Origin of the sequence: Kribbella sp. VKM Ac-2568 (assembly GCF_004345365.1) — a bacterium.
GTDB classification, from domain to species: domain Bacteria; phylum Actinomycetota; class Actinomycetes; order Propionibacteriales; family Kribbellaceae; genus Kribbella; species Kribbella orskensis.
Genome location: NZ_SLVF01000003.1, coordinates 79,509 through 97,153, shown reverse-complemented (window position 1 = coordinate 97,153; position 17,645 = coordinate 79,509). Strand labels below are relative to the sequence as shown.

Genomic DNA, 17,645 nt, shown 5'->3' with positions numbered 1-17,645 from the left:
GCAATCATCCAGGAGGAGGCAGCAGTGGGGCGTGGTTGGGAGGGTGTGGTTCTCAAGCTGTTCGGCGGCAAGGACTTCGTGTTCACCGTGACGGGCGCCGAGCAGGTCACCGAGCGCTACCGGCGGGTGCACATCACCGACGGCGGCATGCTGGAGTCGACCGGCGTACACGACTCCGACCACGAACTGCCGCTGCGCCTGGACCCGGAGCATGACGACCTCCGCACGGTCTCGCGCAAGGACGGCCAACTGGTCACCGAGGTCAAGGCGACCCTGCCCGACCTGATCGAAGACGCCGCCAACACCTTCGTCTGGATCGCCTGCGACACCGCCAATACCCGCGCCCTCACCTCCTACGCCCTCAAAGAACTGGCGATCCCCAAAACCCGAATCCACTCCCTCGGCTACTGGCGAGCCGCCTGACCCGTACCGCGCATCGGCCCGAGCTGTACTGCGGTTGCCGGCGCGGTCCGACTGTGCGGAGGTAATTGGTGGGCGGTGGGTGGGAGTGGGCGTTAGCGTGGCGGGATGATTCGTGTGCTCGACCTGGCCGATCCCGAGACCGCCAAGCGGGTGCTCGTCGTGCAGCACCTGGCGTACGCGGTCGAGGCGGAACTGATCGGCTTCGACGGCATCCCGCCGCTGCAGGAGGACCTGGACGGGCTGATGGCGTCCACCGAGCACTGGCTCGGCCGCTACGACGGCGACACCCTGGTCGCGGCCGTCGCCTACGAGTTCCCCGACGAGTCGACGGTCGAGATCAGCCGTCTCGTGGTCGACCCGGCCCACGCCCGCCGAGGTCACGGCCGCGCCCTCCTCGACCACCTGGACGAGCTCGAACCCCGTCCCACCTCCCTCGTCTCCACAGGCAGCGCCAACCACCCAGCCACCACCCTCTACCTCTCCCGCGGCTACACCGAGACCGGCCGGACCACCATCGCCCCCGGAGTACAGGTCACCCACTTCAGCCGGACGCGCTAAGAACCAAAGGCCTCCAGGGCTCGGATTTTGTTGGTTACGTCCAGGGCGGCGACCTTGTAGGCCTCGGAGAGGGTGGGGTAGTTGAGGACGGTGTCGACGAGGTAGTCGACGGTGCCGCCGCAGCCCATGATGGCCTGGCCGATGTGGACCAGGTCGGTGGCGTTGGTGCCGAAGACGTGGACGCCGAGCAGGGTGCGGTCCTCGGTGGAGACCAGGAGCTTGAGCATGCCGTACGTGTCGCCCAGGATCTGGCCGCGGGCGAGTTCGCGGTAGCGGGAGACGCCGACCTCGTACGGGACCGAGGAGCGAGTCAGCTCCTCCTCGGTGGCGCCGCAGTAGGAGACTTCGGGGATCGTGTAGATGCCGATCGGCTGCAGCCCGGCCAGCTCGCGCGCCGGTTCGCCGAAGGCGTGGTACGCCGCGAGGCGGCCCTGGTCCATGCTGTTCGCGGCGAGCGCGGGGAATCCGATTACATCGCCGACCGCGTAGATGTGCTCGACGGTGGTCCGGTAGTGCTCGTCCACCTTGATCCGGCCGCGGGAATCCGCCTCGAGGCCGGCGGCGGTCAGGTTCAGCTCGTCGGTGACGCCCTGGCGGCCGGCGGAGTACATCACCATCTCCGCGGGGATCCGTTTGCCGCTGGCGAGTGATGTCACTGTGCCGCGCGCGGAGACCTCGACCCGCTCGACCTCCTCGCCGAACCGGAAGGTGACCGCCTGGTCGCGCAGGTGGAACTTGAGCGACTCGACCACCTCGGGGTCGCAGAACTCCAGCATCCGGTCGCGCTTCTCCACCACCGTCACCCGGGTGCCGAGCGCGGCGAACATCGACGCGTACTCGATCCCGATCACGCCGGCGCCGACCACCACCATCGAGGTCGGCACCTTCTCCAGCTTGAGGATGGCGTCGGAGTCGAGCACGTACTGGTCGTCGAACTCGATCTCCGGCGGCCGCGCGGGCCTGGTCCCGGTCGCGATCACCACCTTGTCCGCGGTGATCGTGCTGGACTCGCCGCGGCCGGTCCCGATCACCCTGACCGTGTGCGGATCGAGGAAACTCGCCGTGCCCTGCAGGAGCTCGACATGGTTGCGCAGGAGTTGCGCACGCACCACCTCGACCTCCCGGCCCACGACGTGCTGGGTCCGGGCCATCAGGTCGGCGATGGTGATGTCGGACTTCACCCGGTAGCTCGCGCCGTACAGGTCGCGCAGGGCCATGCCGGTCAGGTATAGCACGGCCTCGCGCAGGGTCTTCGACGGAATGGTCCCGGTGTTCACGCAGACGCCGCCGAGCATCGAGCCGCGCTCGACCACCGCGACCTTGCGCCCCAGTTTGGCCCCCGCGATCGCAGCCTTCTGCCCACCGGGACCCGAACCGATCACCACCAGGTCGTAGTCGAACATGACGTCTCCCCACCGCAGGCACTGGAACCAGCCCCCTCAGGCTCCCCGGGCGGGGAGCCCACTGGCAAGGCACTCAGAAGGAATCCTCAAGGAACTCCTGCTGACCCGGCGTAGCGATCCCGGCGAGGCCCGGGCCACGGTGACGAGGTCAACCGCGAGCGCGGAGCTGCTCGAAGCCGTAGTACACGGCGAGCAGGAACTGCACCAGCAAGGTCAACGGCGCGGAGATGAAGGACAACCCGATCGCGGCGGCGTAGAGGACCGTGCCCACCGAGTACCGCAGTACGGACCGGCGCAGCTGCGAACGGTTCAGGTCGTGGTCGACGAGATGGTTTCGCAGCACGTACCACCACATGCTGCTGAAGGCGATCGCGGCCAGCGTGAGGTTGGTGCTGTAGACGGCCGCCGCGACGTGCGCGTTGAACGAGTCGTCCTGCAGGTACTCGGCGAACAGGCTGGTCGGGAAGGGCAGCAGCGCAGTCCAGAGCAACAACCCCAGATTCAGGAACATCAACCCGCGGTCGGCCCGCTGGATCTGCCGGAACATCGAGTGGTGGTTGACCCACATGATGCCGATGATCGCGAAGCTGGTCAGGTAGGCGGCGAACTGCGGCCACTCGTGCAGCAGCGCGGGCCAGAGCTCCTCACCGGGCTCCAGCTCGGGAACGTGCAGCTCGAGCACGAGCAAGGTGATCGCGATCGCGAAGACGCCGTCGCTGAACGCCTCGATCCGTGACGTGTCGGTGAGGTCGGACTGGGTGGCGCCGGACTGGGTGGTCACGCCGCGAGTGTCGCACCGCGGGGGCCGCCCCGCGATCCTCGTTCGCCACTGGCTGAACGTGGAGTCCGGCGGGGCGGCCCGGACTCAGGTCACCCCAGGCTCAGCGCGGTCCACGAGATCGGTGGCAGGGTGACGGTCAAGGTCCCGTCTTCCAGCTTCACCGACTCGTTCGGCCGCGGGGTCACCCGGTCGGGGTGTTCGGCGGAGTTCACGGCCAGCCGGTCGTCGCCGTACATGCTCAGCGCTTCCAGTACCTCGGTGACCGGCGTTCGGCTGGTGTCCACGGTGACCTCGACTGCTTCGTCCACCGAGCGGTTGACCAGGAAGACCGCGAGCTTGCCCTCGTCGTACGTCGCGACCGCGTCGACGGCCGGGACCTCCCCGAACTTCTCGGTGGAGACGAGCGGCGAGGACGTCTCGACCCGCAGTACGGAGCCGGCGGCGAGGCGGGACGTGATCGCGAAGGGGTGGAAGGTGGGCTGGCGCCAGGCCGGGCCGTCGGGCTCGGTCATGATCGGGGCGATCACGTTCGCCAGTTGCGCGAGGCAAGCAACAGTCACCCGGTCGCTGTGCCGGAGCAACGAGATCAGCAGGTTGCCGACGACAACCGCATCAGTGAGGTTGTACTCGTCCTCGATCCGCCGCGGCGCCACCTCCCACTGGTCGCCCGGGCCGTCGGTCAGCCGCGAGCGGTCCTTGTACCAGACGTTCCACTCGTCGAAGGAGATGTCGATCCGCTTGCGGCTCTTCAGCTCCGCGCCGACGTGGTCCGCGCTCGCGACCACCGAGTCGATGAAGCGATCCATGTCCACGGCCGACGCCAGGAACGACGCCACGTCACCGCCGTCGTCGCCGTAGTACGCGTGGCAGGAGATGTGGTCGACCAGGTCGTAGCACTCGCGGAGCACCTCACGCTCCCAGCTGCCGAAGGTCGGCATCCCGGAGCCGGAGGAGCCGCAGGCCACGAGTTCCAGGTCGGGCTCGACCATCCGCATCGCCCGGGCGGTCTCTGCCGCGAGCCGCCCGTACTCGGCCGCGGTCTTGTGCCCGATCTGCCACGGCCCGTCCAGCTCGTTGCCCAGGCACCACATCTTGATCCCGTACGGCGAACCGGCGCCATGTTCGGCGCGCAGGTCGGACCACGCGGTGCCACCCGGGTGGTTCGCGTACTCCTGCAGGTCGAGCGCCTCCTGTACGCCGCGCGTGCCGAGGTTGATCGCCATCATCGGCTCGACCCCGGCCTTGGCGCACCAGCGGACGAACCCGTCGAGGCCGAACTGGTTCGTCTCGATGCTGTGCCAGGCGAGCTCGAGCCGCCGGGGCCGGTCCTCCCGTGGTCCGACGCCGTCCTCCCAGCGATAACCGGAGACGAAGTTGCCGCCGGGGTACCGGACCAGGGAGACGCCGAGCTCGCGGGTCAGCTCCAGCACGTCATTGCGGAAGCCGTCCTCGTCGGCGGTCGCGTGGCCGGGCTCGTAGATCCCGGTGTAGACGCAGCGGCCCATGTGTTCCACGAAGGTGCCGAAGGTCCGGCGGTTGACCGGGGCGACGGTGAAGGCGGGGTCGAGGACGAGTGAGGCAGAGGTCACGAGGTGGCTCCTGTCGGTGTCTTCTGGGAAGAGTTCAGCCCTTGATGCCGGCATCGCCGACACCGCGGACCACGTGGCGTTGGAAGAGGGCATAGACGACGAGCAGCGGGAGTCCGCCCAGGACGGCCGAGGCCATGATCTGGGCGTAGCGCAGGCCGTAGGAGCCCTGCACGTTGGCGAGGCCGACCGGGATCGTCATCATCGACGGGTCGGTGGTCACGATGAACGGCCAGAGGAAGTTGTTCCAGGCGCCGATGAAGGTGAAGATGCCGACGGCGACGAGGATCGGGCGCGACATCGGCACCATCACCGACCAGACGATCCGCAGCCGGGTCGCACCGTCCACCCGGGCCGCGTCCTCGTAGTCCCGCGAGACGCCGTCGAAGAACTTCTTCAGCACGAACACCATCACCGGCGCGACCACCTGCGGCAGCACCACACCCCAGTAGGTGTCTACCAGGCCGAGGCTGGTCATCTCCTGGAACAGCGGCACGATCAGCACCTGCGGCGGCACCAGGATCCCCGCGATCAGCAGACCGAACAGCACCCGCCGCCCGGGGAACGTAGTACGGGAGAAGCCGTAGGCGGCGAGGACGGAGACCAGCAGGGTCAGGGCGGTCACCAGGACCGCCACGATCGTGCTGTTCAGGAACCAGCGCAGGATCGAGCCCTGGTCGAGCACCAGCCGGTACGCTTCGGCGCTGGGTGCCGTCGGCAACCAGGTGATCGGCGTCCGGGTCGTCTCCGGCTCCGGCTTCAGCGATGTGTCGATGGCCCACAGCAACGGGACCAGCCAGAGGATCGCCAGCAGCACCGCGCCGACGGCGATCGCGACCTTCGGGTAGGTGAACCGAGGCTCCACCGGTCCGCCGGCCTTGTTGGGTTTTGTTGCCCGGGGCAACGCGAGAGTGGTCATCGGCCGGCCTCCTTGCGGCTGGAGAACAGCTTGAACTGGGCCACCGAGACGATCACGATGACGACGAAGAACATGTACGAGATCGCGGACGCGTAGCCGATCCGGTAGCTGGTGAAGCCGCTCTCGTAGATGTACTGGATGATCGGCCGGGTCGCGTAGTTCGGACCACCGTCGGTCATCAGGTAGATCTGGTCGAAGATCTTCAGCGACGCGACCAGTTGCAGCACGACGATCAGGCCGGTGGTCCGGCTCATCAGCGGCAGGGTGATCCGGAAGAGCTTCTGCCGGCCGTTCGCGCCGTCGATCGCGGCGGCCTCGTAGACCTGGTCGGGGATCCCTTGCAGAGCGGCGAGGTAGAGCAGGAAGTTGAACCCCACGGTCCACCAGACCGTGGTGATCACAACGGCCAGCATCGCCCGGTTCTCGTCGTTCAGCCAGTCGATCTCCGCGAACCCGCCGGCGGTGAGCAGCCCGTTGACCAGGCCGAAGCCGGGCTGGTAGATCCACACCCAGATCAGCGTGACCACCGTCGCCGGCAGCACGAACGGCGCGAAGTACGAGAATCTCAGCAGCCAGCCGAGCAGCCCTTTGCGGTTGGCGAGCAGAGCCATCACCAGGGCGATGATCACCAGCGGCGGCGTGCTCATCGCGGTGAAGACGAGGGTGTTCTTCAGCGAGTCCCAGACCGCGGGATCGCCGAACATGTCGCGCCAGTTCTGCAGGCCGAGGAACTCCTGCTTCACCCCGGCGAGACTGGTGTTGAAGAAGCTGTTCCAGAGGCCGGAGAACGTCGGCCAGAGCAGGAAGAACGCGAACAGCACGCCGAACGGCGCGACGAAGAACAACCCGCCCCACTTCTCCGTGAACGGCTTCCCGTTGCCGGGTGGGCGGGCCCGGCGCTCGGCGTCCGGCGTACCGGTTTGGTCTCGGGTCGGTGTCTGCACGGCCATCGGGTCACTCCTGTCAGACCGGGGAGGGGGTGTCGAGCAGCTTCTGGGTGGCGGCCTTGAACTGGTCGAGCGCCTGGCGTGGCGTCGTCCGGCCCGAGAAGACCCCCGCGAAAGCAGCCCCCGCTTCGTTCTGCAACTGCGCACCCGAGCCGCTGAACCACGCGTCCGGGTCGAACAGCACGTCCGGCGCGACCGAGCGGTACTCGGCCTGCGGCTTGAGGTTCAGGTACTCCTGGCTCGCGACCACCGGCTGGTACGCCGGGATGTGGCCGCCCGCCGCCCATTCGGCGCTGTGCTTGAGCATCCAGGCGATGTACTCGGCCGTGGCCGCGGTGTCGTCGGAGTTCCTCGAGGCCTGGTGCGGCATCACGAACGTGTGCGCGTCGCCGGCGTACTTCGGGACTTCGTACACGACCGGGAACGGCGCCATGCTGAACGGCATCTTCGCGGTCTGGTAGGTGGTGACCTCCCACTCCCCGTTGAAGCTCAGCCCGGCGTCGCCGTTGGTGAACTGCGCGACCAGCGACGGATAGTCGGAGGACTTCGGCGTCAACCCGTCGGCGGCGAGTTTCCCCATCAACTGCAAGGCTTCCAGCGCCTTCGCGTCGTCGAGGACCAATCGCGTGCCGGTCTCGTCGAAGAACTCGCCTTCGAGTTGGCCGTACAGGGTCCACCACAGGCGCCACGGGTTGGTCGTCTCGACCGACGCGGCGAACTTGCCGGTCGTCTCCTTGACCGCCTGGAGCATCTCGAGGAACGCGTCGACACCCTTGACCGGTTTGATCCGGTTGTCCGGCCCGAGCAGTCCGGCCTTCTTGCAGATCTCCAGGTTGTAGTAGAGGACGAACGGATGCTGGTCCAGCGGTACGGCGTACAGGGTGCCGTCGACCAGGCAGCGCTTCCAGGTCTCGGGCAGAAAGTCCTGCTCGGTGATGCCGGCCTTGGCGAGCAGGTCGACCGGGATCGGGTCGAGCATCGTGGTCGGGCTGAACCCCTTCAGGCGCGACAGGTGCAGGGTCGCGACCTCCGGGGCCCGTCCACCGGCCGCGGACATCGCGAGCTTGGTGTAGAACGGCGGACCCCAGGCGAGCGTGTGCGCCTCGAACGCGATGTCCTTGTGCTCGGCAACGAACTTGTCGTGGATCTGCAGCAGCCGGGCGCCGTCACCACCGCCGAACAGGTTCCATTCCCGCACCCGGGCGTCGCGGCCGAGACTGCCGCAACCCGAGAGCGCGAGGCCGCCGGCCAGGCCGAGCGTGCCGGCGAGCAGGCTGCGACGGGACGGCTTGATCGATGTCATCTGCGTGTCCTCCTGGCGGTGGTGGATCACGGGTGGGGCGGTGATGGATCACGTGCGAGAGCAGGCTCCAGCGCCGGACCGGCTCCCTGGTCAGGAGCTCCGGTGCGTGGTTCTACATCGGTGTAGAAGGATGATGCCCGGCCGCTCGAAGACCGTCAAGACCTCGCCGGTCGGTGGGTTGCGGACCGCCACCACTCACCAACCCGCGCGTGCAACCGTTTCCCCGCGGGCGCACCCGGTGGAGCCCGACCGGGCCGGCTTGGTGAGTGGTGGCGGTCCGGGTGTCAGCCGAGGGTGGATTCGCGGCGGTGGAGCTCGTAGGGGGCGACGATTTCGCGGTGGTCGGAGTCGTCGCCGTTCATCCGGTCGACCAGGAGTTCGACCGCGGTGGTGGCGATCTGGGCGCGGCCCGGGTCGACCGTGGTCAGCGTCGGCGTGCTGTACCGGGCCTCGTCGATGTCGTCGAAGCCGACCACCGCCACGTCGTCGGGGATCCGGATCCCTTGCTTGGTCAGTACCCGGATGGCGCCGAGCGCGAGAGTGTCGTTCAATCCCAGCACGGCGTCGAACTTCTCGCCCGTGGCCAGCAGGTTCTCCATCGCCATCGCACCGTTGGCCCGATGCCAGGGACCGGCCGGTACGGCGAGCTGCGGCAGCGGTTCGAGGCCGGCCTCCGTCATCGCGCTCGCCGCCGCGTCGTACCGGATCACGGCGGTGCCGACGACCTCGCCGGGGTGGGTGCCGATCACGGCGATGCGGCGCCGGCCCAGCTCGATCAGGTGCTGGACCGCGGCGCGGGTGCCGGTGACGTTGTCGATCATCACGTGGTCCACCGGCCCGTGGAAGATCCGTTCGCCGAGCAGCACCATCGGGGTCGAGACGCGCAGGTGCTCCGCGTCGTCGTGGCCGAGGCCGAGCGGGCTGAAGAGCAACCCGTCGACCAGGTGGCCGCGCGGCCGGGCGAGCGCCGCCAGCTCGCGTTGCCGGTCGGCGCCGGTCTGCTCGATCATCACCGTCAGCCCGTGCTCCTCGGCCGCGTCGATGACGGCGTCGGCGAGCTCGGCGAAGTACGGCAGGCTCAGCTCGGGCACGGCGAGGCCGATGATGCCGGTCCGGCCGGACTTCAGGTTCCGGGCAGACAGGTTCATCTGGTAGCCGAGGGCGTCGATCGAGGCGAGCACCTTCAGCCGGGTCGCCTCGCGGATGTACGGATACCCGTTCATCACGTTCGAGACCGTCTTCGGTGACACCCCGGCATGCAGCGCGACATCCCGCATCGTCACAGCCACGCCGTGCCACCTCCGCGTCCGCCGACGACGGATCCGTCGACCAGGGATCCGCCGATGACCGACCCACCGGTGATCGGTGGATCGGTGATCAGCACACGGTAGTCCAAACCAGCGTCCCGGCAGATCAGTCTTCGGCGCTGGGCGGTTCCTCGTGGACCGGGTGACGCGGTACGTACGGTTGGGGGCCGGCCGACTTGGCGCCCGGGTGGTCCAGGCCGTCCAGGTCGCCGTCCTTGTCCAGCTCGACGCCTTCCTCCTGGAAGAGCTCGTCGATATCGGGCTCGTTCCCAGGGCGCCCGGGGTGCGGAATGCCAGGTCTGTCGAAGCTCATCGGTGGTCCTCCTCCGGCCGGCCCGGCGCCCTCGGCGGGTGCGCTCGGGTTCCTGCCCCACCAGTTAACCGCGTCCCGCCGCCAATCGCCGGATCAACGCCCTTCGACGGCGCTAGAGGCCGTACGGCGGTCTGTTGTCCGGGCTGAGGGTGATGCCGACCTGGGTGGCCTTGTACTGGATGGCCTCTTCCGGCCGGCCCAGCCGGAGGCCGATCACCGACGGCGGGATGTTCTCGGCCGCGAGTTCCTCGAGGCGGGCCAGGTCCCGGTCGGTCCACGGCTCGCCGGCATTACGGATGGACTGCGGTAATTCCATCTATCTCATCTTCTTCTCTCGATCGGGAAAGGTCGTTCGTCCGGTTCCCCGGCGATCCCGATCGAAAAGTCCGGAGTCGTGGCATCACCGAGCGTGATGCATAAGTTCGGCCGGCAGGAAGTTGTTCGCCAGAGGGGTCGCGGGGGCATCATGAGGGCCGGAGCAGGGCGAGAAAGGTACGCGGAAATGCGGGATGACAGTGCGACTGCCGAGGCCTTCGCCCGGCTGGCTCAGGAACTGCACGGTGAGCACGGGGTCACCGAAACGGTCGAGGCCGTGTTGCAGTTCGCTCTGAGGGCCGTCGGCTGCGGGTACGCCGGGCTGGTGCTGGCCGGCGACAACGGCATCCTGCGGACGGCCGCGGCGACCGACCCGCTGATCGAGCTCTCGGACCAGCTGCAACTCGACATCGGTGTCGGTCCGGCGTACGCGATGATCGCCGACGGTGCCGAGTTCCTGCTGGTGCCCGACAGCTGCCAGGAGATCCGCTGGCCGGCGTGGTCGACCGGGACCGCCCAACTGGGGCTGCGCAGCGTGCTGACCGTGCGGCTCGCCGTGAACGGCGGCACGCTCGGAGTCCTGCAGTTGTTCGACCGGCGGCCGCACGCCTTCCAGCCTGCGGACGAGGAAGTCGCGAACGTGCTGGCCCGGCACGCCTCGGTCGCTGTGGCCAGTGCGCAGGACCAGGCCTCGCTCTGGCAGGCCGCCGACGCGCACAAGCTGGTCGGCCAGGCGCAGGGAATCCTGATGGAGCGGTTCGGGATCGACGGCCGGCAGGCGTTCGGCGTACTGCGCCGCTACTCGCAGAAGCACAACGTCAGGCTTCACGAGGTCGCTCTCCTCCTCACCGAGACCCGCCGGCTCCCCGCTGACAGCCTGGTCACTCAGTAGGACTGCAGCTCGAGCAGGGTGCCTTCGGGGTCGCGGAGGTGCGCGGTGCGCAGGTTCGGTCCCCACAGCGGCCGGTCCTGCGGCTCCGTCACGAGCTTGGCGCCGAACTTCTCGAAGGTCTTCGTCGCCGCGTCGACGTCCGCGACCCTGAAGACCAGCATCGCCTTGTCCTGGGCCGGTGCCTCGGCAGGCAACGAGTCCGTCCCGACCGTGCCGGCGATCATCGACCGGCCGAAGAGGACCAGCCCTGCCTGTCCCTCGAGATCCCAGTTCGCATAGCTGGCCTCGGCGATCACCTTGACCGGCTGTACGCCGAACAGCTCGTCCAGTACGCCGCGGTAGAACTCCACGGTGGCAGGGAAATCGCGGACCAGCAGCCGCGGGTAGAGCGCGTCCATCTCCAGCTCCGAAAGATAGTGGGGGATTACCAACGATTGGTTCGAGCCTACAATAAGCCGATGAACGAGTCGACCCTCGCGGGGATCACCACCTTCGTGCTGCACAAGGTGGCCGTCGCGGGGCGCCGGGTGATCGCGGAGCGGCTGGCGCACAAGCCGGGGATCACGCTGTGGCAGTTCGCCGCGCTGGCGGAGCTCGACGACCACGGGCCCACCGCGCAGCACGCGCTCGCAGCGAGGCTGGGGATCGACCCGAGCGACATGGTCCGGCTGATGGACGAGCTGATCGAGGACCGCCTGGTGGCCCGCGACCGCGATCCAGCCGACCGCCGGCGCTACCAGATCACCTTGACCACCAAGGGCCGCCGAGCACTCGCCACCGGGCGATCCGTCGTACAGGAGGTCGAGAAGACAACCCTTGCGCCGCTATCGGCGGCCGAGCGCGCGACGTTGCACGACCTGGTCGCCAAGATCTACCGGCGGGCGGATTGACAGCCAACGGCGCAATCGACCCCGCCACCTGGTCCACCCTCCAGACAGCGAAGTAGGAGCCCACTGGCGGTTGCGCGGGGGTCGGCTGGCGGGCTGTTCGGCCGCTGGCGGCTCTGTTAGGCGCTATCGGTCGAACAACCTGCCATCGAGCGGGCGGAGCCGCGCCGGAGTACGGGGTTAGGCGGCGGAGCGGTCCGCGAGGGGGCGGCGGCGGCGGTTCGTGGGGTCTGTGAGGCTGGCGGGTTGCCAGGCGCCGTCGGGGTGGTAGAGGTCGGTGCCGGGGGGGACGATCTCGTCGATGCGGTCGAGGGTCTCGTCGTCGAGGGTGAGGTCGGCTCGCTTGAGGAGACCTTCGAGCTGCTCCATCGTGCGGGGGCCGCTGATCACCGAGGTGACCGCCGGGTGCGAGACGACGAAGGCGAGCGCGAGTTCGGGCAACGAGCAACCGATGCCGTCGGCAACTTCTACCAGTTGCTCGAGGGCGTCGAACTTGGCCGCGTTGGACGGGATGGACGGGTCGAAGCGGAACGGCGTCAGTGCGGCGCGGCCGGTGGTGAGGTCGACGGGCTGGTCCTTGCGCACCTTGCCGGACAGGAATCCCGACGCGAGCGGGCTCCAGGTCAGCACCCCCATCCCCAGCCGCCGGCAGGTCGGCAGCAGCGAGCGCTCGATGCCCCGGGAGATCAGCGAGTACGGCGGCTGCTCGGTGCGGAACTTGCCGAGGCCGCGGCGCTCGGACACGTGGTACGCCTCGACGATCTCCTCGGCCGGGAAGGTCGAGCAGCCGAAGGCGCGGATCTTGCCCTGGCTGACCAGATCCGTCAGCACCGACAGGGTTTCCTCGATGTCGGTGGTGTGGTCCGGCCGGTGCACCTGGTAGAGGTCGATCCAGTCGGTGTCCAGGCGGCGCAGGCTCTGCTCGACCTCGTGGGTGATCCAGCGCCGCGAGTTGCCGCCGCGGTTCGGGCCCTCGCCCATCGCGAAGTGCACCTTGGTGGCGAGCACGACGTCGTCACGCCGGCCCTCGAGGGCCTTGCCGACGATCTGCTCGGACTCGCCGGCGGAGTACATGTCGGCGGTGTCGACGAAGTTGATGCCCTGGTCGAGGGCGGCGTGAATGATCCGGGCGCTGTCGGTGTGGTCGGGGTTGCCGACCGCGCCGAACATCATCGTGCCGAGGCAGTGCACGCTCACCTCGATACCGGTCCCGCCGAGTGTGCGGTAGCGCATGGGTGTGGCTCCTAGGTTCAGGTCGTGGGGTCCCGAACTTAGGAGCTAGACCGCTGTCTAGGTCAAGCACCGGTACTGCGGGGTGGTGCGGGTCGGTTCGCGCGGAGGAGCAAGGGGATTCCCACCCCGGCCAGGCCGAGGCCCGTCCACAGGATCCGGCTGGTGGTCCAGTCGTCGTCGGCGGTGTAGGGGAAGAGGGGGATCTGCTCGGCGAAGGGTCTCGCCAGGGCGATGAAGAGGGCGACCGCCACGATGCCCGCGGAGGCGGCTGCGGCCGGGCCGGTGGACCCGCGCGAGCGGCGCCAAGTCATGAAGCCGGTGGCTGCGATCATGGCGGCGACCCCTTGCCAGGCGACGTCGGCGGTGTGGCCGAAGTAGCCAGTGCGAGTCTCCTTCACCGCCACCAGCCAGATCGCCAGCAGACCGACTGCTCCGGCCGAGCGCGCGGTGGTTCGCCAGGCCAGGCCGCGGGGCAGCGTGTCGACGAGCACCGCGGCCGGTTCTTGGTAGCACCAGACCGCCATCCCGGCGAGCAGGCCGACGGCGGTTCCCTGGAGCGGCCACAGCGTGTACGGGCGGTACTCGACGAGGAGAAGCAGCCCGACCATCAAGCCCGCGCCGGTGCCGAGGAGGCCCCAGGGCACGGCGCGGGCGGCGTACGAGGTCATGGCCGGCCTGAAGGCAGCGGGTTGATCATCGTTTCCTGGACGCCGGTGGTGATGGCGAGCGTGCAGGTCACCACGGCGACGACGGTGAGCACCGCCAGGGCTATCACCAGCTTCCTCCGGGGCTGCTCGCGGTCGTGCAGGAGTGCGATGACGACGCCCAGAGCGCACAAAGCGATCAGATATACGGAGTACCACTGGGGTGAGCCGGTCATGATCACGGTGCGGTCGGGGTCCTCGGGGATGCCGGTCGGGCCGCCGAAGTACACCCAGGGCGCGATCGGGCGGAGATAGCGCAGCGGCTCGAAAATGCCTTGCATGATGATGGTTTCGGCGACCAGCAGTACTGCGAACAGCGGAGCGGCACCGCGGCGCGGCACCCAGCGGCCGATGATCAGGCCGAGGATCGGGCCGCCGAGGGACGGCAGCAGGCCGAGAGCGACCAGGTTCGCGTAGGCCCAGTCGTTGCCCACGGCACCGAAAGGTGCGCCGTTCGGGGCCGGTGGCCAGTGCTGGTACGCCCAGATCGCCCAGGCCAGCCAGATCAGGCCGGCGGTGAACGGGACGATCAGAGCGGCGACCAGTCCGAGGGTGCGGGTGCGTTCGCCGACCACCACGGTGCCGGCGGACTCGGCGATCTGGTCGGAGCCGCGGGTGAGCGAGGCCATCACCAGCAACCCGATCACGCCCAGTCCGGCGGCGGGAGCGATCACGTTGCCCAGCGAGGACATGTTGCCGTCGGGTTCGCCGATCGAGGTCAGCGCGACGAGTACGACGCCGACCCCGAACAGCGGGTGTCGCAGGTACCGGCCGATCTCCTTCCGGGCGAGTTGAGCGAGCATCGATTCCCCCGCCGCGGTCCGCAGCGGAACACTGACGGCACTCATCGTCCCTCTCCGATCCTGCTCGCGCCGGCGCCGGTGCTGCCGGCGGCAGACGTGTCGGCGTCAGTGGTGTTGCGGACCAGCAGATAGGCGTCCTCCACCGCTGGATCCGCGAGGCGACTGCCGGGCGCCGGCACGCCGCCGAGTGAACGGATCTCGCCGTTGCCGGTGCGCCAGGACGACAGGGCCCCGGAGTTCGCCTCGGCGCCGACCCAGACCTGGCCGTCCGCGAGAGCGACCAGGTCGGGAACCGTTCCGTCGAAGCGGATCCGCCCCTCGTCGAGGATGATCACCCGGTCGCACAGCGCCGAGACGTCCTCGGTCTGGTGGGTCGCCAGCAGCACGGATCCGCGCTCGGAGTACGACGAGAGGATGCCGCGCAGGGAGGCGCGTTGCTCGGGGTCGAGTCCGGTGGTCGGTTCGTCCAGGATGATCAGGTCGGGATCGCCCATCAGTGCCTGCGCCAGGGCGAGCCGGCGGCGCTGACCACCGGACAGCGCTGACACCCGCTTGGTGCGGCGGTCCTCGAGGTTGACCAGGCCGAGCACTCGGATCACCTCGCGGTGCCTGGCCTCACGGTCCTTCCACTCCTTCAGTACGGCGATGTAGTCGAGGAAGGCGAAGGTGGTCATCCGGCGGGGGATGCCGACCTCCTGGGGCAGGTAGCTCAGCCTGCGGCGCGCGGCGGTGCGTTCGGAGACACTGCCGGTGACCTCGTGGCCGCCGACCACGATCCGGCCCGCGGTGGGCGGCATCGCGGTGGCCAGCAGTCGCAGCATGGTGGACTTGCCGGCGCCGTTCGGGCCGAGCAGGCCGATCACGCCGGAGCCGAACTCGAGGTCGGTTGGGTGCAGCGCCTCAGCGCTGCCGTAGGACTTGGTGACGCCGTCGAGGACGGCGATGCGGTCGCTCATGTGTAGCCTCCTGGTGCGTGGTACGAGGTGATGCGGATGGTGAGTACGGCCAGCGCCAGGAGGGCTGCGGTAGCGAAGGCCAGTTGGGCAACGGGGGTGTCGACCGCTGCGAGCTGGTCGGCCGTCCGGAGCAGGACGACGACCAGTAGCCAGACTGCGGCCACGGTCCCGGCAGCTGCGGTGGCGGTCCACCAGGTCAGCAGGGTGAGAGCGAGCAGGGTCAGAGTCAGGGCCGGCAGCAACCAGGCGAACGCCTCGGCACCCACGAAAGGCAGCACGAGCCCGCCGACCAGTACGACGGGCAGGGCGACCGCGACGGCGAAAACCGTGCGCAGCAGGGCGATCCGGAGCTTGCTGTACGGAGTCGCCACCGCGAGCTCACGGATCGGATCGGTCGAGTCGTAGGCAGCCGCCACGGTGATTGCCGGTAGCAACGGAGCGATCAACAGGTAGAAGGCTCGCTGTTCCGCGGCCGGCAGCATGCTTCCGGCCACGCCGAACACGAACGCGCCGACAACCGAGAGCAGCCACGGACGATAGAGCGAGCTGGACGCACGGAGGATCACGGCGTCCGTCTCCGCCAGCCCGAGGCGCTGCAGAAAGCGGAGCGGCCACGGCATCGTCGGCCGCGCTGTCGCGGTCACCACGCCTTGCCAGACCTGGTCGAGGGTGTCGCGCGGCGCGGCCGCCGAGGCAAGTCCGAGGCAGTCCGGGCAGACGATGATGTGGGCCTCGACCGCCGCTTGTGGACCGAGGTCGAGCGTGCCGGCGGCGTACCGGCCGAGCAGTTCAGGGCTGAGGTGCCATCCGGTGGCCATCAGATCCTCCCGTCCCGGGCCGGCATCAGACTTCGCCGTAGCCGAACCTTCGCCACCCGGAGGCGGCTCTTCACGGTGCCTTGGGGAAGTCCGAGCAACTTGGCCGCCTCCTTGGTGCTGAGACCGTCGATCACGGTCGCCTGAACTGTCGCCCGGAGCTCCGGCGGCAATGACCGCAGGGCCCGGCCGACGTCGCCGTACTCGACGCCGAGCAGTAGTTCGTCCTCGGCGCTCTGGACCAGCGGCGAGGCGGCGTCGACCACGTCGTCGCCGAGCGGATCGGCGGCCGGACGACCGCGGAGCGCGGAGACGAGGCGGCGGATCGAGATCCCCCAGAGCCACGCCGCCACCTCGCCTTCACCCCGCCAGCGACCGGCCGACTGCCACACCGCGACGAACGTGTCCTGCAGCGCGCCGGCCACCAGTTCGCTGTTGCCGCAGCGCCGGTTCAGCCGGAGCAACAGCCAGCCGGCGTGCCTTTCGTAGAGCATCCGCAGCGCGGCCTCGTCCCCTGCGGCGATGTCCCGCAGCAGTTCCGAGTCCGTCGGCGTCCCCATACCCTCACTGTCGCAGCGAATCCCCGGAACGGATCGACCTCGTCGGGGCCACTTCCAGGGGTGATCCCGCGGTCGCCGGCTGTAGATGCGCGGGCTCCGGATCTGCCCGAGGAAAGGGTGGCTGGGTGGTTGCCGGGGGTGGGTGGAGCCGCCAGAGTGGGAGCCGAGGAAGGGGACACGCGGCGGAAGCTGGACCTGGGGGCGTTGAACCGAGGGGTAATGAGCCACGTATAGGGCTCAACAAGTTGTCGCTGCGGAGGGGTGGAACCGCCATGAATGCGGACGTGGACGCGACCGGGGGCCTGGCGACAGAGCCGCCGGGTCAGGGCTCGACGGGCCAGGACCCGGCCGGTACTGCGGGCAAGGGTCCCGCACGCAAGGGGATCGCGTTGCTCCTGGTGTTCGCGGTGGTGGGTGCGTTGGTGTCCTTGTCGCTGGGGTACTACGGGCGGACGCACACTCCGACAGGGAGGCCGCTGGCCCTGCTGGTCGGCTTCACCGGGCTGACACCGATGAAGGCCTGGCTGGGTACTGCGGCCGTGGCACTGGGGATCTTCCAGGTGGTGTCGGCCATGTGGATGTACGGGCGGCTGCCGGTCAAGCGGAAGGCGCCTCCGGCGTTGTCGCAGGCGCACCGGTGGAGTGGTGCCGTGGCGTTCGTCGCGACACTGCCGGTGGCCTACCACTGCCTGTGGAGCTTGGGGTTCAGCACCTTCGACACCCGGACCACACTGCACTCCTTGTTCGGGTGTGCCTTCTACGGGGCGTTCACGACCAAGATGCTCGCGCTACGGGCCAACCGGATGCCGGGCTGGGCACTGCCGATCGCCGGCGGACTGTTGTTCGCCCTGCTGGTCGGAGCCTGGGCAACAGCCGCGCTCTGGTACTTCGCCCAACCCGGCGTTCCGCTGCGCTGACTGACACCTTCCTCGCGAACAGG

At 68.8% G+C, this 17,645-nt stretch carries 21 protein-coding genes; 5 read left to right on the top strand and 16 right to left on the bottom strand.

Annotation, left to right across the window (positions count from 1 at the left end):
• The first annotated feature begins 24 nt into the window (after positions 1-24).
• Together EV648_RS07890 and EV648_RS07885 are read left to right on the top strand one after the other, a co-directional pair.
• Complete coding sequence (locus tag EV648_RS07890) at positions 25-423, top strand: SIP domain-containing protein (protein ID WP_132287016.1); 399 nt, start codon at positions 25-27, stop codon at positions 421-423.
• Between the two features lie 105 nt (positions 424-528).
• Positions 529-981 (top strand): GNAT family N-acetyltransferase, encoded by a 453-nt coding sequence (locus tag EV648_RS07885; RefSeq protein ID WP_132287013.1) that lies wholly within the window; start codon positions 529-531, stop codon positions 979-981.
• Here the strand turns inward: EV648_RS07885 and sthA are convergent.
• From sthA to EV648_RS07840, 9 genes are all read right to left on the bottom strand, one after another.
• Positions 978-2,384: a Si-specific NAD(P)(+) transhydrogenase gene (sthA, locus tag EV648_RS07880; RefSeq protein WP_132287010.1), complete on the bottom strand. Its 1,407-nt coding sequence runs from the start codon at positions 2,382-2,384 to the stop codon at positions 978-980. The two genes, EV648_RS07885 and sthA, sit on opposite strands and share 4 nt — an antisense overlap.
• A 148-nt stretch (positions 2,385-2,532) precedes the next feature.
• Positions 2,533-3,165, bottom strand: coding sequence for a TMEM175 family protein (locus EV648_RS07875; protein WP_158293936.1), 633 nt, complete (start codon positions 3,163-3,165; stop codon positions 2,533-2,535).
• Between the two features lie 89 nt (positions 3,166-3,254).
• Positions 3,255-4,754, bottom strand: a complete 1,500-nt coding sequence (locus EV648_RS07870; protein WP_132287004.1) for an alpha-N-arabinofuranosidase — start codon at positions 4,752-4,754, stop codon at positions 3,255-3,257.
• Positions 4,755-4,788: 34 nt separating this feature from the next.
• Positions 4,789-5,670 carry a carbohydrate ABC transporter permease gene (locus EV648_RS07865; RefSeq protein WP_132287001.1) on the bottom strand — a complete coding sequence of 294 codons (882 nt, stop codon included), beginning with the start codon at positions 5,668-5,670 and terminating at the stop codon, positions 4,789-4,791.
• Complete coding sequence (locus EV648_RS07860) at positions 5,667-6,620, bottom strand: carbohydrate ABC transporter permease (protein WP_132286998.1); 954 nt, start codon at positions 6,618-6,620, stop codon at positions 5,667-5,669. The genes EV648_RS07865 and EV648_RS07860 overlap by 4 nt, the downstream gene beginning before the upstream one ends.
• A gap of 13 nt (positions 6,621-6,633) precedes the next feature.
• Positions 6,634-7,920, bottom strand: coding sequence for an extracellular solute-binding protein (locus EV648_RS07855; protein WP_132286995.1), 1,287 nt, complete (start codon positions 7,918-7,920; stop codon positions 6,634-6,636).
• Positions 7,921-8,204: 284 nt separating this feature from the next.
• Positions 8,205-9,209 carry a LacI family DNA-binding transcriptional regulator gene (locus tag EV648_RS07850; RefSeq protein WP_199234488.1) on the bottom strand — a complete coding sequence of 335 codons (1,005 nt, stop codon included), beginning with the start codon at positions 9,207-9,209 and terminating at the stop codon, positions 8,205-8,207.
• Positions 9,210-9,333: 124 nt separating this feature from the next.
• Positions 9,334-9,540 (bottom strand): hypothetical protein, encoded by a 207-nt coding sequence (locus EV648_RS07845; RefSeq protein WP_132286992.1) that lies wholly within the window; start codon positions 9,538-9,540, stop codon positions 9,334-9,336.
• A gap of 112 nt (positions 9,541-9,652) precedes the next feature.
• Positions 9,653-9,856: a hypothetical protein gene (locus tag EV648_RS07840; RefSeq protein ID WP_132286989.1), complete on the bottom strand. Its 204-nt coding sequence runs from the start codon at positions 9,854-9,856 to the stop codon at positions 9,653-9,655.
• 186 nt (positions 9,857-10,042) lie between these two features.
• Here EV648_RS07840 and EV648_RS07835 point away from each other — a divergent pair, with 186 nt between their 5' ends.
• The gene (locus tag EV648_RS07835; protein WP_132286986.1) at positions 10,043-10,747 is read left to right on the top strand and encodes a GAF and ANTAR domain-containing protein; all 705 of its coding nucleotides are present in this window, start codon (positions 10,043-10,045) and stop codon (positions 10,745-10,747) included.
• Here EV648_RS07835 and EV648_RS07830 read toward each other — a convergent pair.
• The gene (locus EV648_RS07830; protein ID WP_132286983.1) at positions 10,741-11,145 is read right to left on the bottom strand and encodes a VOC family protein; all 405 of its coding nucleotides are present in this window, start codon (positions 11,143-11,145) and stop codon (positions 10,741-10,743) included. The two genes, EV648_RS07835 and EV648_RS07830, sit on opposite strands and share 7 nt — an antisense overlap.
• A 60-nt stretch (positions 11,146-11,205) precedes the next feature.
• Here EV648_RS07830 and EV648_RS07825 point away from each other — a divergent pair, with 60 nt between their 5' ends.
• On the top strand, positions 11,206-11,637 hold the full coding sequence (locus tag EV648_RS07825; protein ID WP_132286980.1) for a MarR family winged helix-turn-helix transcriptional regulator: 432 nt from the start codon (positions 11,206-11,208) through the stop codon (positions 11,635-11,637).
• 177 nt (positions 11,638-11,814) lie between these two features.
• On the opposite strand, the gene EV648_RS07820 is transcribed toward EV648_RS07825, so the two are convergent.
• The 6 genes from EV648_RS07820 to EV648_RS07795 all read right to left on the bottom strand — a co-directional run bounded on the left by EV648_RS07820 (position 11,815) and on the right by EV648_RS07795 (position 16,705).
• Positions 11,815-12,867: an aldo/keto reductase gene (locus tag EV648_RS07820; protein ID WP_132286977.1), complete on the bottom strand. Its 1,053-nt coding sequence runs from the start codon at positions 12,865-12,867 to the stop codon at positions 11,815-11,817.
• 62 nt (positions 12,868-12,929) lie between these two features.
• The gene (locus tag EV648_RS07815) at positions 12,930-13,535 is read right to left on the bottom strand and encodes a hypothetical protein (protein WP_132286974.1); all 606 of its coding nucleotides are present in this window, start codon (positions 13,533-13,535) and stop codon (positions 12,930-12,932) included.
• A complete protein-coding gene (locus EV648_RS07810) occupies positions 13,532-14,419 on the bottom strand; it encodes a hypothetical protein (protein WP_132286971.1) in 888 nt (295 codons plus the stop codon). The genes EV648_RS07815 and EV648_RS07810 overlap by 4 nt, the downstream gene beginning before the upstream one ends.
• Positions 14,416-15,330: an ATP-binding cassette domain-containing protein gene (locus tag EV648_RS07805; RefSeq protein WP_132286968.1), complete on the bottom strand. Its 915-nt coding sequence runs from the start codon at positions 15,328-15,330 to the stop codon at positions 14,416-14,418. Before EV648_RS07805 ends, EV648_RS07810 begins: the two co-directional genes overlap by 4 nt.
• Positions 15,327-16,148: a zf-HC2 domain-containing protein gene (locus EV648_RS07800; RefSeq protein WP_132286965.1), complete on the bottom strand. Its 822-nt coding sequence runs from the start codon at positions 16,146-16,148 to the stop codon at positions 15,327-15,329. The genes EV648_RS07805 and EV648_RS07800 overlap by 4 nt, the downstream gene beginning before the upstream one ends.
• Positions 16,148-16,705, bottom strand: a complete 558-nt coding sequence (locus EV648_RS07795; protein ID WP_132286962.1) for an RNA polymerase sigma factor — start codon at positions 16,703-16,705, stop codon at positions 16,148-16,150. Before EV648_RS07795 ends, EV648_RS07800 begins: the two co-directional genes overlap by 1 nt.
• Before the next feature lie 272 nt (positions 16,706-16,977).
• Here EV648_RS07795 and EV648_RS07790 point away from each other — a divergent pair, with 272 nt between their 5' ends.
• Complete coding sequence (locus tag EV648_RS07790; RefSeq protein WP_132286959.1) at positions 16,978-17,622, top strand: DUF6529 family protein; 645 nt, start codon at positions 16,978-16,980, stop codon at positions 17,620-17,622.
• The last annotated feature ends 23 nt before the right edge of the window (positions 17,623-17,645 follow it).